14 protein-coding genes and 1 tRNA gene are annotated in these 15,400 nt (G+C 66.9%); 7 read left to right on the forward strand and 8 right to left on the reverse strand.

The window, feature by feature from the left end; translation table 11 throughout:
* The 4 genes from ETX26_RS12270 (at window position 1) to ETX26_RS12285 (ending at window position 4,550) form a co-directional block, all read left to right on the forward strand.
* Complete coding sequence (locus ETX26_RS12270; protein WP_129524955.1) at window positions 1–1,494, forward strand: TolC family outer membrane protein; 1,494 nt, start codon at window positions 1–3, stop codon at window positions 1,492–1,494.
* A gap of 29 nt (window positions 1,495–1,523) precedes the next feature.
* Window positions 1,524–1,991: a DUF2497 domain-containing protein gene (locus tag ETX26_RS12275; RefSeq protein WP_129524956.1), complete on the forward strand. Its 468-nt coding sequence runs from the start codon at window positions 1,524–1,526 to the stop codon at window positions 1,989–1,991.
* Window positions 1,992–2,058: 67 nt separating this feature from the next.
* A complete protein-coding gene (locus tag ETX26_RS12280; RefSeq protein ID WP_225425761.1) occupies window positions 2,059–4,161 on the forward strand; it encodes a S9 family peptidase in 2,103 nt (700 codons plus the stop codon).
* The gene (locus ETX26_RS12285; protein WP_129524957.1) at window positions 4,158–4,550 is read left to right on the forward strand and encodes a (2Fe-2S) ferredoxin domain-containing protein; all 393 of its coding nucleotides are present in this window, start codon (window positions 4,158–4,160) and stop codon (window positions 4,548–4,550) included. The genes ETX26_RS12280 and ETX26_RS12285 overlap by 4 nt, the downstream gene beginning before the upstream one ends.
* Before the next feature lie 7 nt (window positions 4,551–4,557).
* Here the strand turns inward: ETX26_RS12285 and ETX26_RS12290 are convergent, their stop codons facing one another.
* A complete protein-coding gene (locus tag ETX26_RS12290) occupies window positions 4,558–5,061 on the reverse strand; it encodes an MmcB family DNA repair protein (RefSeq protein ID WP_404825292.1) in 504 nt (167 codons plus the stop codon).
* A 160-nt stretch (window positions 5,062–5,221) separates the two neighbouring features.
* Between ETX26_RS12290 and ETX26_RS12295 the strand changes: the two genes are divergently transcribed.
* Window positions 5,222–5,298: transfer RNA gene (locus ETX26_RS12295), tRNA-Arg, on the forward strand.
* 35 nt (window positions 5,299–5,333) lie between these two features.
* Here the strand turns inward: ETX26_RS12295 and ETX26_RS12300 are convergent.
* Genes ETX26_RS12300 through ETX26_RS12310 form a run of 3 tightly spaced genes read right to left on the reverse strand, consistent with a single transcriptional unit; the run spans window position 5,334 to window position 7,602 of the window.
* Window positions 5,334–5,816, reverse strand: coding sequence for a hypothetical protein (locus ETX26_RS12300; protein WP_129524958.1), 483 nt, complete (start codon window positions 5,814–5,816; stop codon window positions 5,334–5,336).
* Window positions 5,816–6,292 carry a DUF2269 family protein gene (locus tag ETX26_RS12305; protein WP_129524959.1) on the reverse strand — a complete coding sequence of 159 codons (477 nt, stop codon included), beginning with the start codon at window positions 6,290–6,292 and terminating at the stop codon, window positions 5,816–5,818. Before ETX26_RS12305 ends, ETX26_RS12300 begins: the two co-directional genes overlap by 1 nt.
* The gene (locus tag ETX26_RS12310; protein WP_129524960.1) at window positions 6,289–7,602 is read right to left on the reverse strand and encodes an SDR family oxidoreductase; all 1,314 of its coding nucleotides are present in this window, start codon (window positions 7,600–7,602) and stop codon (window positions 6,289–6,291) included. The genes ETX26_RS12305 and ETX26_RS12310 overlap by 4 nt, the downstream gene beginning before the upstream one ends.
* A gap of 138 nt (window positions 7,603–7,740) precedes the next feature.
* On the opposite strand from ETX26_RS12310, the gene ETX26_RS12315 reads away from it, so the two are divergent.
* Window positions 7,741–8,247: a DUF892 family protein gene (locus tag ETX26_RS12315; RefSeq protein WP_165271767.1), complete on the forward strand. Its 507-nt coding sequence runs from the start codon at window positions 7,741–7,743 to the stop codon at window positions 8,245–8,247.
* A gap of 123 nt (window positions 8,248–8,370) precedes the next feature.
* On the opposite strand, the gene ETX26_RS12320 is transcribed toward ETX26_RS12315, so the two are convergent.
* Window positions 8,371–9,411, reverse strand: coding sequence for a CNNM domain-containing protein (locus ETX26_RS12320; protein ID WP_129524962.1), 1,041 nt, complete (start codon window positions 9,409–9,411; stop codon window positions 8,371–8,373).
* Window positions 9,412–9,486: 75 nt separating this feature from the next.
* Between ETX26_RS12320 and ETX26_RS12325 the strand changes: the two genes are divergently transcribed.
* Window positions 9,487–10,548 (forward strand): AI-2E family transporter, encoded by a 1,062-nt coding sequence (locus ETX26_RS12325; RefSeq protein WP_129524963.1) that lies wholly within the window; start codon window positions 9,487–9,489, stop codon window positions 10,546–10,548.
* On the opposite strand, the gene ETX26_RS12330 is transcribed toward ETX26_RS12325, so the two are convergent.
* The 3 genes from ETX26_RS12330 to ETX26_RS12340 all read right to left on the reverse strand — a co-directional run bounded on the left by ETX26_RS12330 (window position 10,526) and on the right by ETX26_RS12340 (window position 15,372).
* Entirely contained in the window at window positions 10,526–11,485 is a 960-nt protein-coding gene (locus ETX26_RS12330) for an ROK family protein (RefSeq protein WP_129524964.1), read from the reverse strand. The genes ETX26_RS12325 and ETX26_RS12330 overlap by 23 nt on opposite strands.
* 106 nt (window positions 11,486–11,591) lie before the next feature.
* Entirely contained in the window at window positions 11,592–13,925 is a 2,334-nt protein-coding gene (locus tag ETX26_RS12335) for a GH92 family glycosyl hydrolase (protein ID WP_129524965.1), read from the reverse strand.
* A 13-nt stretch (window positions 13,926–13,938) separates the two neighbouring features.
* Entirely contained in the window at window positions 13,939–15,372 is a 1,434-nt protein-coding gene (locus ETX26_RS12340; RefSeq protein ID WP_225425762.1) for a glycoside hydrolase family 125 protein, read from the reverse strand.
* Between the last annotated feature and the right edge of the window lie 28 nt (window positions 15,373–15,400).

Raw genomic sequence — 15,400 nt, forward strand, 5'->3', positions numbered from 1 at the left:
ATGGGGGGGAGGGGGGCGAAGCTGGCCCTGCTGGCCGGGGCGACGCTCGTCGCTGCGCCAGCCAGCGCCGACACGCTGCGCGAGGCGCTGGTCGAGGCCTATCGCGGCAATCCGACCTTGCAGGCGGCGCGCGCGCAGCAGCGCGCGACCGACGAGAACGTCCCGATCGAAAAGTCCGCCGGACGCCCCGACATCGGCGCGACCGGACGGTACACCGAATTCCTCAAGCAGAGTTCGGCCGACTTCACCGCGCCCGAGCGTGCGGTGAATCTCGGCGTCGAACTCGGCGTACCGATCTATTCGGGCGGCGCCGTAAAGAACGCGGTGCGCGCGGCCGAGGAGCGGGTTCAGGCCGGCCAGGCCGAGCTGCGCGGCACCGAATCGGCCGTGTTCAGCCAGGTCGTCGCCGCTTACATGGACGTGATCCGCAACGAGGCGATCGTCGGGCTGGCGGCCAATCAGGTCGACGTGCTGTCGACCAACCTGCAGGCGACCAGCGACCGGTTCGAGATCGGCGATCTGACGCGCACCGACGTGGCGCAATCCGAAGCGCGTCTTGCGGTTGCGCAAAGCGACCTGCGGGCGGCACAGGCGAACCTGATCGCCGCACGTGAGGATTATATCGCGCTCGTCGGTCAGGCGCCAACCGATCTGCAGCCGCCCCCGCCGTTACCGGGGCTCCCGAGCACCGCCGACGAAGCCGTGGCGGTGGCGCTGGAGAACAATCCCGACCTCATCGCGGCGCGGGAGCGTGCCGAAGCTGCCGGGTACGATATCGAAGTCGCCGGGGCGGGCCGTCTGCCGCGCGTTTCGCTGTTTACCGGCTACACTTACGACAACTATCTCGGCACGGTGGGCGGTGCGGTCGTGGACGATCCGACGCTTCCGAGCGAGGACGTGTCGCAGTCGTCCTCGGGCGCGCAGGCGGGGGTCTCGATCTCGATCCCGATCTTTCAGGGCGGGCGCCCCGCGGCGCTGCAGCGGCAGGCGCAGGCACGCGCCTCGGCCGCGCTGGAGGACATCATCGCCGCCGAGCGCGACGTAATCGCGCAAGTCCGCGCCGCCTACTCGAGCTGGCAGGCCTCGCTGGCGATCATCGAGAGCTCGCAGGCCGCCGTCTCGGCCGCCGAACTGAGCCTCGAAGGCGTGCGGGCGGAAAATTCGATCGGCAATCGCACCATCCTCGACGTGCTCAATGCCGAGCAGGAACTGTTGAACGCCCAGGTTGACCTCGTGACCGCGCGGCGCAACGCCTATGTCGCAGGGTTCAGCCTGCTCGCCGCCATGGGTCGCGCCGAAGCGCGCGATCTCGGGCTCGACGGCGACGGCCTGCTCTACGACCCGCAGCTCAATTACGAGCGCGTCGAAGGCAAGTGGTTCGACTGGGATCGCGATCCCGATCCGGTGCCGCAATCGACGAGGACCGTTGACATCCCCGCACAGGATGCGGAGATTCCCGGCAGTGAATCGCAATCTGGCTCGGTAACCGACTGAGCCGGCGGAGCCGCGGGGGACCCGACATCATGCGCCAACAGGGCGAAGCGTCCGTCGAGGAGATCCTCGAATCGATCAAGAAGGTGATCGCGCGCGACAATCGCGCGATCGCGACCGAGACGCGCTGTCGGCGCGAGGAAGAGGGCGTCGCGGACTGGACGCCCGCGGCCGACCGGGAGACAGACGAGGTCCTGGACCTCGGCACGGCCGATTTCGTCGAGCAGGCGCAAGGCGAGGAGGGCGACGATAGCGAGGATACGCCGCTGACGACCGACGCGGTGCGCGATTCGCTGCGCGAGAATCTCGCCGCACTCGCCATGCTGGCCGAACCCGGCGCCCCGCCGCAGATCGTTCGTTCGGGTGAGACCTCGCTCGAAGGGCTGGCGCGCGACATGCTGCGCCCGATGCTGGCCGAATGGCTCGACCGGAACCTGCCCGGAATGGTCGAAAGGCTGGTGAAGGCGGAAATCGCCCGGATTGCCGGTAAGCGCGGTTGACGCGCGGCCAGCCGCCAGTCGGCCAAACCGCTTTCCCCTCGTCGCGCGAGCCGCTAGTCCGTGGCGCATGATCAGAACAACGGGTTTCGCAGCCTCGCTCGCCGCGCTGGCCTTTGCCGCGCCTTCCATTGCCCAGGACGTCGCCCCGATGACGGCGCAGGACCTCGTGACCATGCCGCGCCTCGGCGCGCCGGTCGCATCGTTGGACGGACGCCTGGCCGTCTATACGGTCACGAAGACCGACCCGAAGAACTACGCCCGCACTTCGGTGCTCTACCTGCGGGATCTCGCAGATCGGGAAGCCGGTGCGGTGGAACTCGATCTCGGAGGCAGCGCAAGCAGTCCTGCGTTCGGCGCTGACGATTGGCTCTATTTCCTGTCCGATCGCGGGGCCGACGGCACCGATCAGGTCTGGCGCATTGCCGTCGGCCCCGGCGGAGCGAGCGGCGATCCGATGCAGGTGACCAGCGTCGTTGCCGACGTCGCGGGATTCGAACTCTCGCCCGACGGCCGCAAGATCGCGCTGTTCGGCGACATCGCGCGCGATTGCCCGACCTTCGGCTGCGAACGCGATGGGATGGCGCACCGGCCCGGTCCGGGTGACGGCCTTCTCTACAGTTCGGAAGACGGCTTCGTCCGCCACTGGGACACCTGGGAAACGCCGGGCACGTTCGGCCGCGTGTTCGCCTTCGACCTCGTAGGTGGGAAGGCATCCGGCATGGGGATTCCGCTCGACGGCCCGGTTGGAGAGGGCACACTGGTGGGCGATACCCCGACCAAACCGTTCGGCGGCGGGGAGGAGATCGCCTGGGCGCCCGACGGCTCGGGCTTGTTCTTCGCCGCGCGGCGATCGGATGCGGACGAACCGACATCGACCAACGTCGACATCTGGTGGAACGACCTGACGGGCGGTACGCCGGTAAACCTCACCGATGCCAACGAGGCGACCGACACGCTGCCGGCGCCTTCGCCCGACGGCAAGTGGCTCGCCTATGCCGCGATGGCGCGACCGGGCTACGAAGCCGACCGGCTGGTGATCCACTTGCGCGATCTTGCGACCGGGGAAACCCGTGCGCTGACCGAAAGCTTCGACCGCTCGTTCGGCTCACTCGCCTGGACGCCCGACTCGCGCTGGATCGTCGCCACCGCACAGGACGTGCTCGATACGCCCGCCTTCCGCATCGATCCGGCGACCGGCGAGGTCCAGGAACTCGATCTCATGGCCGGCAACGAGGCGCATATCGGCAATGTCGTGCCGCTCGCCGGAGAGCGGTTGCTGTTCACCCGCGATTCGATCGGGGCGCCGCCTGAGCTGTTCGTATCGCACGACTGGCAGCAGGCGATGCCGCTGACGGAGGTCGCCGGTCGCCATCTCGGCCGGCTGGCCCCGATCGTCACTCGCCGCTTCAGCTTCGAAGGCGCAGGCGGGGATACGGTGTGGGGCCAGATCACCAAGCTCGACGGACACGACGGCCCCATGCCCGCGATCCTCTACGTTCATGGCGGGCCGCAGGGCTCGTTCAACGACGCGTGGTCCACGCGCTGGAACCCGCGCGTGGTCGCCAGTCAGGGCTATGCCGTGATCTCGGTCGACTTCCACGGGTCGACGGGGTACGGTCAGGCCTTCACCGACAGCATCAACAGGGACTGGGGCGGCAAGCCGCTCGAGGACCTGCAGAAGGGCTTCGCCGCTGCGCTCGCACTCGATTCGCAGATCGACGGCACGCGTGCCTGCGCAATGGGCGCCAGCTACGGCGGCTACATGATGAACTGGATCGCGGGGCGCTGGCCCGATCGGTTCGACTGCCTCGTGCAGCACGACGGCCTGTTCGACATGCGCAGTTTCTACTACGCGACCGAGGAACTGTGGTTTCCGCGCTGGGACTTCGGCGGCTCCTACGCCGAGAACCCCGAGCTCTACGAGAAGTGGAACCCGGTCCACCACGTCGGCAACTGGAAGACGCCGATGCTGGTGGTGACCGGGCAGAAGGACTTCCGCGTCCCCTATACCCAGGCGCTGGGCGCCTTCACCGCCTTGCAGGAGCAGGACGTGCCGGCGCAGCTGCTCGTCTTCCCGGAGGAGAATCACTGGGTGCTGGGCGCGAAGAATTCGCTGCAGTGGCACGAGACGGTCTTCGCCTGGCTCGACCGCTGGCTCGGGAAGGAATGAGCGGGGCGAAGGATCTCGCCAAGGCGCGGGCGGCGCTGGCCACAATCGGCGGCGAGACGATCGAGCGCCACATTTTCCTCTGCGCACTGTCGGAAAAGCAGAAATGCTGCCGGCGCGAAGAGGGCGAGCGGGCCTGGAAGTATCTCAAGAAGCGGCTGAAGGAGCTCGGCCTCGCCGGGCCGAAGCGCGCCGACGGCTCGGGCGGCGTGCAGCGCACCAAGGCCGACTGCCTGCAGATCTGCGAAGCGGGGCCCATCGCGCTCGTCTGGCCCGACCGGGTCTGGTATCACTCGTGCAGCGAGCCGGTGCTCGAGCGGATCATCCAGCAGCACCTGATCGGCGGCGAGCCGGTCGAGGAGTTCCGTCTCCACGCCGCTCGGGATTCCTGACGCGGTTCTATCCAGGCATGCCCCAGGGCGCGCAATCCGGATCGAGACCGACGAGATGGCGCCTGAGCGCAGCGCGGGCAAGGCGTTCCACTTCGACCTTGCGCCGGGCGGCGGCGAGCGGCTGCGAAGGCGCCGGGCGCACAATCTCCGCGTCGTAGCCGTCAGCCACGATCACGCCGCAGCAGTCGGGCCGGTAGTCGGCCCCGTCGAGCGGTGCGCGGTCGAGTCCCACAGGCAGGCCCCAGTAGAAGCGGTCGCAGAAATCGAGATAGTCGGGCCATTTGCCGTCGCCGAGCAGATCGGCCCGGCTGATCTTGATCTCGACGATCACCACCCGCCCTTTCGCATCGATACCCATCAGGTCCGCCCTGCGGCTGTTGCGCAAAGGCACTTCGGGCAAGCACCAGATATCGTTGCGCGCAAAAAGGCGGCAGATTCCGCGCGCCACGTCGGCGGCGGTTGCGCCCGGGAGCGTAGATGTGGGTGCCAGAGAGCCTTCCATTCGAGTCATTTCAATGGTCTGGAACAAACAGCGAACCTGGTCAACCCGTTTGCGGCGAAAGCGGTGGAGCTCCCACAGCATCGTCGCCGGTGCCATGCCGGGTGTTCACATGCCGGCAAATTCGTCTGGCAAGCCGTCCCGCGCTTTGCTAAGCGCGACGCTCGTTTCGGCACCCATAGCTCAGCTGGATAGAGCGCTGCCCTCCGAAGGCAGAGGTCAGAGGTTCGAATCCTCTTGGGTGCGCCAAAATTCCGGCAGACCGAGGGCAAGAAGATCGCCGCTTACGGCGCGTCCCGCGTTTCGCCGGGCCCGAAGATGGATCCGCGGGCGGCGAGCAGCTCCTTCGCGGTGCCAGCAGTCACCAGCCCCCAGACCACGTGCACCCCGAGCATCAGAGCATTTCGCCGCCAGGGATGCGAAGTGGCGGGACGCAGGATCCCGGCGGCCGGGATCCATCCGAGATAGCTGGCCGCCCATACGGCCGGCCCGAGAACGCTTGCGCGCGTGCGGCTGACGCCACTCGTGCCGGCGAGCAGCGCACCCGCGACCGCGCCGAACCCGAAATGAGCGGCGATCGTACGGTCCGCGGTCGACTTCGACGACGGGCCAGGAAGGACTTGTTCGGTTATCTCCCGCGGAGGCAGCGGATATCGCTCGCCGGCAGGCAGCAGGCGGTCGAGCCGGCGCATGGCTGCCGTCATCGCCGCCGTTCCGACGATGCCGCCGATGGCCCCCACGAGCAGCAGGCTCCGCAGCGATGCCATCACCACACCTGCGGACGCGCGATCATCAGCCAGAAGATGGCGAGCACCGCGGCAAACGCCGGAAAGCCGAATGCGAACCAGGTGCGAAACAGCTTGTGGTAGGCCGGCGGCAGAGGCTCGTCCCGCGCCGCAGCGGCCTGCGCCAGATCACGCATCCGCATCTGCATCCACACGACCGGCAGCCAGAAGAGCCCGGTGACCACGTAGAGGATCAGCGAGAGCACGATCCAGCTTTCGGTAAGAGGATAGCCGACTTCGCGCGCCAGCAGCCAGCCCGTCACCGGCTGTGCCACGACGGCGGTTGCCGTGAACAGGAAGTCGGCGATCACCACGATGCGCGCGACGCCGGCGATCGTCCGGACATCGCCGGTGCGGTGCGCCAGCAGCATGAAGAAGGCGATGCCGGCACCGGTGCCGAGCAGGACGGTGGCGCCGATCACATGAACGAACTTGAGCGCGAAATAGGCGGTTATCATCGTTCATCCAGTATCGCGAAGAGGATCAGGTTAAGCGCAAGGATCGGCCAGACCTTCATCATCGGGCCCAGCGGCTCCTCCCACAGACGCGGCAGTATCGCGGTGCCGGCGAGGACGTAGAAGATCGTGATGGCGAGGGCGGCAAACAGCGCGAGGCGTGCCGTGCGGCGCCAGAGAAGCGCCAGACCGATCGCTATATCGGCCAGTCCGCCCGCGATCACGCTGGGGCCGCTCAGCGCGCCCGCTCCGCCTTCCCGCATCAGCGCTAGGCCGATGTCGTAGCCGGGGCCGAGCGAGACCACGCCGGTCAAAATCCAGAAGAACGCGAAGACAGCGATCGCCAGCGGCTTCAGGAAGTAGAGCCGGGAGAACCATCTTTCCTGCACCGACGCCGGCTCACGAGCGAGCGCATCTTCCAGCCTCGCCGGCTCGACACCGGTCAGGGCAGTCCATTCCTGGGAGCTGGCTGCCGCACCGCGCCGAATCTCCACTTCCGCCGTGGTCCGTACGGGAGGGCGCCACCCGAAAGCACCCGCCATGTCGCCAAGGCGATATGCCGCCGCCATGAGCAGCGGCATCGGTCGGATCACCCGCGCCGGAGGCCAGCCGAGCCATCGGCGATAATGCGCCACGACCTGCTCGAACTCGAGCGCCTCCGGCCCGGCGAGATCGATCGTCACGCGCGAAGGCGTATCGGCGCGCACCAGCCGGCGGACCGTCTCTGCGACGTCCTCGAGCTGGACGATCGAAATTCGCCCCGCACCTTGCACGCGCGGCAGGACGGGCAAGCTCGCCAGGCCGCGAAAGAGCGCGCTCCCTCCGTACGCTGCACGCCCGACGACTACGGAAGGGCGAAGGATCACCCAATCCACTTCGGTCGACTCGAGATGGTGCTCGAGCGCCTCCTTGCTCCGCGAGAAAGGGGTCACGCCGCCTTCCCCTACACCCAAGGCGGAGAAATGGATCACGCGCCCAGTGCCCGCTTGGGCGCAGGCGTCGAACAAGGCGGCGGGACCGCGGAAGTTCGCGGCCGATGTCGAATCGCGCGGGCTGTCCTGGAGTACGCCGGCGCAGTTGACCACCGCCGTCACGCCGGCAAGGTGCGGGAGCCAGTCGGCCGGCTGAAGAGCGTCCCGCAGATCGACCATGATATGTTCGTCGGCGGGCACGCGCCGCCGCCCTTCTTCCGACCGGACAACGGCGCGCACGCGGTGCCCGTCGGCGCGCAACCGTGCGGCAACGGCCGACCCGATCAGCCCCGAGGCACCGACGATGAGGATACAGCCCGGCTGAGAATCGCTCGACTCCATCCCGCTAGCAACGCACGTTTTCCCGAATGGTTCAAACGCGCCTCGTGTCATCGAAGCACCGCGTCATCGTGCTCGCGGGAACCGGCACACGAGGCTTCGGTTCGTTTTGCAAGGACAACGCGAAGAGGACCGATGCACATGGCGACGACCGAAGAACGACTGACCGAATGGCTCCGCGACGCCCATGCCACCGAGGAGCAGGCGAAAACCATGCTGGAGGGAACTTCCGGCAGAATCGAAAACTACCCGGCGTTCAGCGAACGTCTGACGCAACAGGCGGGGATTGCAGCGCGTCATGCTGATGTACTGCAGGAATGCCTCGAGAAGCGCGGCGAGAGTCCGTCGGCGATCAAGGAGATGACCGGCAAGATCTCCGCCATCGGGCAGACCTTGAGCGGGTACGTCGTCGGCGATGAAGTGATTAAGGCAGCGCTCGCCACGATCACATTCGCGCAGATGCAGGCAGCATCCTACCGTATCCTGGTCGCCACCGCCCAGGCCGCTGGCGATCCGGAGACCGCCTCGCTTTGCGAAGGCCTTCTGCAGGACGAAACATCCTTCGCAAACTGGCTGGACGAGCATCTGCCGCATCTCACCAGCGAGTACCTCTCGAGAGAAGAGGCGGGACAGACGGCCAAGCACTAAGACGCAGGGGCTCCCAGCCGGATGATCCGGCGCGGAGCCTCCGCGGGGCTGAGGGCACTCAGCAGGCGGGCAACTTCATCCGTCTGGCAGCGGATACTGATCCGAGCGAGCGGCTGCCGGCCGTTAGCGGCGGACGCCGGAAGCCCGCCGCCGGGACAGTTCGCGGGCATATTCCTGAAGGTCGGGCACTTCGTCGAGTTCGTCGACGATCTCGAATCCGAAGATGGTTTCGAGGACATCCTCGAGCGTGACGAGGCCGAGGAACGTTCCATACTCGTCCACCACGGCCATCACGTGGTGGTGTTCTGCGATCATCCTGTGGAACAGCTTGTCCACCGGCAGCGCATCTAGGACGCTCGGAAGCGGGCGGACCAGTTGCTCAAGGTCAACCTCACTGCGTTCATTCCAGGCTTGTCCGAGCAGCTCGTGCCTGATGATGAAGCCTCGGATATTGTCGGGCTGACCGTCGAACACGGGTATGCGCGTGTAAGGAACGTCCTTGATCTGCTGCGCGAATTCGCGCGGCGTGACCTGCAGTGGGAGGGAGAACACCACCGTGCGCGGCGTCATGACATCCATGGTCTTCACCGCATGAAGCTGCAGCATGTTCTTCATGAACCGGACTTCACTGTCGTCGATCTGGCCCGAAGTCTGGCCCAGACTGGCCAGCGCCAGCAGTTCCTCGCGATGGCGCGGCAGATCGGCCGGCTTGCCCAAGGTAATCAGCCGGGTAACTTGCCGGGAGGCCCAGACCAGTGGCATGAGGGCGGCAATCAGGATCGGCAGCAACCAGGCGGTGAATGGGGCAAGAGAGCTGGCATAGCGGGCCCCGATGGTCTTCGGGATGATCTCCGTCACCACCAGGACGGCAACGGTCAGGATCGCTGCAAAGACGGCCTCGCTGCCCGCGCCGTATATCTTCGCGTACTGGGCACCGGCACCCGCGGCACCCATCGTATGCGCGACCGTGTTGAGCGTCAGGATAGCGGCGAGGGGGCGCTCGACATCATCTTTCAACTTCCTGAGCTTCCTCGCCCAGGGGGCGCCGCGCTCTTCGGCGGACCGGATACCCGAAGGCGTGATGGTGAGAAGCGACGCCTCCAGCAGGGAACACAGAAACGACACGACAAGCGCCAGCGTCACGTAGAAGATGAGCAAGGTCATCGATTCGGGGTAGCGTATGCTCTCCCGCATGGGAAAGGGGTACCATGGATATAACCGCAACTCGGGAGCGGCAGCATGACGGAACCGACAGGGCCGGTCTCGGTACGCAAGATCGACATCGGGCAGATAGCAGGCGCCGCCATCGCCATCATCGCGATAGCGGGCGCGGCCTGGCTCCTCGTCGAGTTGAGCGGGTTTCTCCTGCTCGTGTTTGCGGCGCTCGTCCTGGCCGCGATCTTCGACGCGCTGACCCGCCGCGTGAGCCGGATCACGCGCATGAAGCGAGGACCTTCGCTCGCCCTTTCCGTGATCGCGATACTGGCGGTGTTCGCGGGCGTCTTCGCGTTGTTCGGGACGCAGCTCGCAAGCGAGTTCGACACGATCAGCGAAAGCATCCCGCCGGCCGTCGACCAGATCCGCGCGTTCGTCGACCGAATCGGCCTGGGCCAGCCGGCGCGCGAGCTGCTCGATCAAGGCACCAGCGATCTTTCCCGGCTTGCCCGCCGGGCTGGCGGATACGTGGTAACGGCTGGCAACGGTCTTGCGAATTTTATCCTGGTCTTCGTCGGCGCGATCTTCATCGCGAGCGACCCGGCCGTCTACCGCCGAGGCCTGCTGTTGCTGATGCCGCAGCGCGCGGAAGATACCGCGGCCGCCGCGCTGGACGACGCCTCGCGCGGGCTCCGAGGCTGGATGGTTGGCCAGGCGGTCTCGTCGCTGGTCGTCGCCGCGCTCACCTGGGCCGGGCTCGCCCTGCTCGGCGTGCCGGCCGCCGGCGGACTCGGGCTGATCGCGGGATTGCTCGACGTGATCCCGATGATCGGCCCGATTATCGCAGCGGTGCCGGCGGTATTGCTGGCTTTCACCGTATCGCCGATGACGGCGCTCTGGACGATCGGCCTGTTCCTGCTGGTGCAGCAGCTGCAGGGTAACTTCCTCCAGCCCATGATCCAGAAGCAGGCTGTCAATGTACCGCCGGCCGTCCTGCTATTCGCCGTCGTGGCTGCAGGCCTCCTGTTCGGCTTTCTCGGCGTCCTGCTCGCAGCGCCGCTGACCGTGGTCGCGTATGTCGTGATCCAGCGCGTCTACGTTCGCGCGCTGCTCGGCAAGGAGATCAAAATCGCCGGCCGCGACTAAAGTCAGCCTCCACCCGCTCGTCACCCGCGCGCGCCAGTTCGGCGGCAAGAGCGATCGAGCCGAGCGGTCCCGCCAGATCGCCCAGCAGCGGCGGGACGATGAAGTCGCCCGCATCGGCAAGATCGATATAGCCATTCAGGCTTTCGGCGAGCCGGGCCTCGATGCGGCCGAGCAGGTGCGCCTGACCCGAAACGACTCCTCCACCGATCGCGATGCGATGAGGCCCGGTCGTGCAGACGAGGTCGTGGCACATCACCGCCAGTGCATCGACGATAGGTATCCACACCGGATCGTCGGGCGCGATGTCGCGCACCTTTCGTTCACCCAGACGCGCGGCAAGCGCGGTTCCCGAGGCCAGGCCCTCGACACAGTCGTCGTGGAAACGGCACACGCTGCGGTGGGTGTCGCCCGGAGTGCGGGGCACCCGCAGATGCCCGATCTCGCTGTGGCCGATGCCGCGCGTCGGACGACCGTGGACGATCAGCCCGACGCCGATGCCGGTCCCCACGGTGACATAGGCAAAGTCATCGAGCCCCTGCGCACAGCCCCAGCGGATTTCGGCGAGGGCAGCGCCGTTGACGTCGGTGTCGAAGGCGGCCGGCACGTCGAACGGTGCCGACAAGCGGTGCAGCACGTCGGTGCCGGACCAGCCGGGCTTGTTGGTTCTCAGGATCTGTCCGTACCGCTCCGAAGCTGGCCTCAGCTCGATCGGCCCGAAGGACGCGATTCCGAGAGCGCGAAACCCGCCGGCGAGCCGCCACTTGTGGAGGATGCCCGCGATCGCCGGCAAGGTCTCGTCCGGGTGCGTCGTGGGGATCGTCCGCTGATCGAGCACGGCGCCGGGGCCGTGCGCCAGGGTGGCAATGCATTTCGTGCCCCCAAGCTCGACGCCCGCGAACGGTAACTGTCGTATCTGCCCGTCGTCCCTCGCGCTCATTCGCATGCCCCCGGAGCGTCGAAGTGCATCAGTTTCTCCTTGTCAATCGATCTGGTGCGCGAATGCGCCGAACGAAGCCGCGCCTCGCATGCGAATGCGGCGCCAATCATGAGGGATTTCCAGCCGCTCGCCCGAAGGACGGCGGACGATCCGCCAGGGCCGTACCGAAGCGCGACGGCTGCGCGCCCATCTCGAACACCAGCTCACCGCCCTTGGCGAGTTCGGCATGGTCGATCCAGTTGCGCGTCCAGGGCTTGCCGTTCCAGCGGACCGACTGGACGTAGGGCGCGCTGGGTCCATTGCCCGGAGCGCGCACGCGCAGGACCTTTCCGCCGCCAAGGTCCATCTCCGCCTCGTCGAACAATGGCGAACCGAAGACGTAGACGGCGCTCACCGGGTCGACCGGATAGAAGCCGAGCGCGGACATGATGAACCAGGCGCTCATCTGGCCGCAGTCGTCGTTGCCGATCACGCCGTCGGGGTCGGCCTTGTACATCTCGGTCAGCAGGCGGCGGACCATCGCCTGTGTCTTATGCGGCGCGCCGGCATAGGCGTAGAGATAGGCGACGTGGTGGTTCGGCTCATTGCCGTGGGCATACTGCCCCACCAGTCCGGAGATGTCGGGCGGCGCATTGTCGGGCAGGGTCGAGGGCGCGTTGAACAGGTCGTCGAGCTTCTTCTCGAACGCCGCGTCGCCGCCGAACAGTTCGATCTGGCCGTAGATGTCGTGCTGGTTGAGGAACGTCGCCTGCCAGCCGTTCGCCTCGGTATAGTCGCGCCACCACGGCTCGGGCATGTGGCCGATCTGGACCGGATCGTAGGGCGCCCACCATGTCCCGTCGGAGAACTTGGGCCGCGCGAAGCCGATCGAGGCGTCGAGCACGTTGCGATAGTTGAGGCTGCGCTTGCGCAGCGTCTCGGCATCCTCGTGCGCGCCGGCCGCTTCGGCCAGGATTGCCATCGCCCAGTCGTCGTAGGCATATTCCTGCGTGCGGCTGACCGATTCCCACACCTTGTCGGCGGGGATGTAACCGAGGTCGTAGTAGTGACCACGGCCGAGCGAGCTGTCCCTGTCCTTGAACTCGCGGTCGAACGCGCGCTTGCAGATGTTGGGCCAGGCGGCGGCATAATCCGCCTCGATCCCTTTCACTTTCGCTTCCGCGAGAGTCACCACCGAGTGCCAGCCGATCATCGTGCCAGTCTCGACGCCCTGGAGCGGCCAGACGGGCGGGCCGTAGGGGCTCTCCTGGGTCTGGCGGATCAGGTCGCGGGTGAAAACCGCCGCGCGCTCGGGCTGCACAAGCGTCAGCAGCGGGTGCAGCGTGCGATAGGTGTCCCACAGCGAGTACGTGCTGAAAGCCGCCTCGCCTTCCGGCGCCTGATGCTCCTCCCCGTCGAGGCCGATGTAGCGGCCGTCGCGGTCTGTGAAGAGCGTCGGGGCGAGGAAGGCATGGTAGAGCGCGCTCGCCAGAATGGTGCGCTGCTCTTCGGTGCCGCCTTTCACGCGCACGCAATTGAGCTCGCGTGCCCAGGCGGCGCGCGCGGCCTTGCATGCGCCGTCGAAGTCCCAGCCGGGCGCCTCGGCCGCCAGCGCCTCTTTCGCGCCCTCGACCGAAACACCGGAGAGGCCGGTCTTGATCAGGATCGGATCGCCGCCGGCATCGTCGAAGAACAGCACGACCTTGAGGGTTCTGCCCTGCACGCCGGTCGAGCCTTCCATCGCCGGCTTGTCGCCGTCGTCGAAGAACTGGACCCGGTCGGGCTTGCGCGACAGCTCCATCGCGAAATGGATGTGGCGCCCCTTGGCCCAGCGATTGACCTGGCGGTGGCCGGTCAGCATCCCGTCGGGCTGGAGCAGGAGCGAGGCCTGCTCGATCAACGCGCCGGTGTCCCAATCGTCCAGGATCATGTGCGCGAAGTCGATCAGGATATGGCCCGGCCCGCCGGGGAAGCGGTAGCGGTGCAGGCCGCAGCGCTCGGTGACCGTCAGCTCCGCCTGAACGCCCGATTCAAGGCGTACGCGGTAGTAGCCGGGCTCGGCGAACTCGTCGGTGAAGCGCTGGCGATAGCCGGTGTCGGGGCTGCCCAGCTTGCCGGGGGTCAGCTCCAGCTTGCCGCGCGTGGGCACCACCAGCACGTCGAGCATGTCGCCGATGCCGGTGCCCGAGAGGTGCGTGTGGGAGAAACCCATGATCGAGCCGTCGGTGTCGTGATAGCCCGAGCAGGCGTCCCACCGCGCATTGTCGGTATCGGGGCTGAGCTGCGCCATGCCGAATGGCAGCGAGGCGCCGGGGAAGGTATGGCCATGCCCGCCCGTACCGACGAACACGTTCGCCTTGCCCGCGCTTGGCGCCTGTGCCCAGGCGGTGCGCGGCGCGAGGCCCGCCAGAGCGGTGAAACCGGTTCCGGCGAACAGTTGACGGCGACTGGTACGCAGCATGGGTCCCTCTCCGTCAGATACGGCCGGCGATCAGCGCGGGCTTGCGGCGTTCCAGATCCAAGATCAGGTCGCCGAACAGGCCGTTCGCCCAGGCGAACCAGCTGCGCGTGAAGTTGGCCGGATCGTCCTTGTGGAAGGACTCGTGCATGAACCCGGTGCCGCCATGCGTGGTCTTCAGCCACTTGAGGCACTGGCGGATTTCCGCGTCGTCGTCGCTCAGCAGGCCGCGGGTGATGATCGACATCGGCCAGACCATGTCCATGCCGATGTGCGGGCCGCCGATCCCCTCGGCCGCCGTCCCCTTGAAGAAATAGGGATTGCGCTCGGACCACGCGAGGTCGGCGGTGCGGCGATAGAGCGGATCGTTGCGTTCGGCCGAGCCAAGCAGCGGCAGCGCCGACAGGCTGGGGACGTTGGCGTCGTCCATGAAGATGGCATTGCCGTAGCCGTCGACCTCGTAGGCCCAGACTTCGCCGCCCTTGCCGTCGGACATCTTGCCGTGCGCGTGGAGCGCGGCCTCGACCTCGCTCGCGAGCGCTTCGCAATCGCGGGCGAAGGCGGAATCATTGCGCGTGTCGCGCAGCACGGAGGCAAGCATCCGAAGTGCCGAGACGGCGAACAGGTTCGACGGAATCAGGAACGGGAAGCGGCAGGCATCGTCCGACGGGCGGAAGCCCGAATGGATCAGCCCGACCTTGCGAGTCGGTGCGCCGTAGCCGCCGAACATCAGCGTCTCAGTCGGCGACTTGTCGACGCGCTGGAAGTGATAGGGACCGGGCCCGTCCTTGCGCTGCTGGACGCGCAGCGTATCGACCGCGGTGCGCATCGCTTGCGCCCAGACGTCGTCGAACGGCGCCTTGTCGCGCGTGTTCGTCCAGTAGCCGTGCGCGAGGCGCATCGGATAGCAGAGCGAGTCGATCTCCCACTTCCGCTCGGCCACTCCCGGCTTCATGTCGGTCAGATCGTTGATCGCCGGCAGGTTCGACTTCGCGTTCGGGTCGTGGGTATAGGCGTTGGCATACGGATCAATCAGGATGCAGCGCGCCTGACGCTGGATCGCGCCGTGGAACAGCCGGCGAAGCTCGGGGGCCTCGCCGGTCAGGTGGACATAGGTCTGGAGCTGCGCCGAGCTGTCGCGCAGCCACATCGCGTTGATGTCGCCGGTGATGACGAAGGTATCGGGTTTGCCGCCCACCTCGCCGGTGAACACCGTGGTATCGAGGGTGTTGGGGTAGCAATTCTCGAACAGCCAGGCGAGTTCGGGGTCGCCGATCTTCGCCTTCACCCGCGCAATCTCGGCCTCGACCGCCTTGCTGGTGAAGCGGCGTTGGGATTTCGGAGGGCGCTGCGACACGCCCTGTTGGGCAGCCATTGCGGCCCCGGGCAGCGTCGCCGCCACGGCAAGGGCACCTGCACTCGACAGCATCTCGCGGCGGCTGAGGTTCATCACGGTCTCTCCCACTGAGTTTCGGTAC

Origin of the sequence: Pelagerythrobacter rhizovicinus, from assembly GCF_004135625.1 — a bacterium.
Lineage (GTDB): Bacteria > Pseudomonadota > Alphaproteobacteria > Sphingomonadales > Sphingomonadaceae > Pelagerythrobacter > Pelagerythrobacter rhizovicinus.

Coding starts and splice junctions, on each gene's coding strand:
- ETX26_RS12270 (WP_129524955.1), top strand. CDS start 1: ATGGGGGGGAGGGGGGCGAAGCTGGCCCTGCTGGCCGGGGCGACGCTC.
- ETX26_RS12275 (WP_129524956.1), top strand. CDS start 1,524: ATGCGCCAACAGGGCGAAGCGTCCGTCGAGGAGATCCTCGAATCGATC.
- ETX26_RS12280 (WP_225425761.1), top strand. CDS start 2,059: ATGATCAGAACAACGGGTTTCGCAGCCTCGCTCGCCGCGCTGGCCTTT.
- ETX26_RS12285 (WP_129524957.1), top strand. CDS start 4,158: ATGAGCGGGGCGAAGGATCTCGCCAAGGCGCGGGCGGCGCTGGCCACA.
- ETX26_RS12290 (WP_404825292.1), bottom strand. CDS start 5,061: ATGACTCGAATGGAAGGCTCTCTGGCACCCACATCTACGCTCCCGGGC.
- ETX26_RS12300 (WP_129524958.1), bottom strand. CDS start 5,816: ATGGCATCGCTGCGGAGCCTGCTGCTCGTGGGGGCCATCGGCGGCATC.
- ETX26_RS12305 (WP_129524959.1), bottom strand. CDS start 6,292: ATGATAACCGCCTATTTCGCGCTCAAGTTCGTTCATGTGATCGGCGCC.
- ETX26_RS12310 (WP_129524960.1), bottom strand. CDS start 7,602: ATGGAGTCGAGCGATTCTCAGCCGGGCTGTATCCTCATCGTCGGTGCC.
- ETX26_RS12315 (WP_165271767.1), top strand. CDS start 7,741: ATGGCGACGACCGAAGAACGACTGACCGAATGGCTCCGCGACGCCCAT.
- ETX26_RS12320 (WP_129524962.1), bottom strand. CDS start 9,411: ATGACCTTGCTCATCTTCTACGTGACGCTGGCGCTTGTCGTGTCGTTT.
- ETX26_RS12325 (WP_129524963.1), top strand. CDS start 9,487: ATGACGGAACCGACAGGGCCGGTCTCGGTACGCAAGATCGACATCGGG.
- ETX26_RS12330 (WP_129524964.1), bottom strand. CDS start 11,485: ATGAGCGCGAGGGACGACGGGCAGATACGACAGTTACCGTTCGCGGGC.
- ETX26_RS12335 (WP_129524965.1), bottom strand. CDS start 13,925: ATGCTGCGTACCAGTCGCCGTCAACTGTTCGCCGGAACCGGTTTCACC.
- ETX26_RS12340 (WP_225425762.1), bottom strand. CDS start 15,372: ATGAACCTCAGCCGCCGCGAGATGCTGTCGAGTGCAGGTGCCCTTGCC.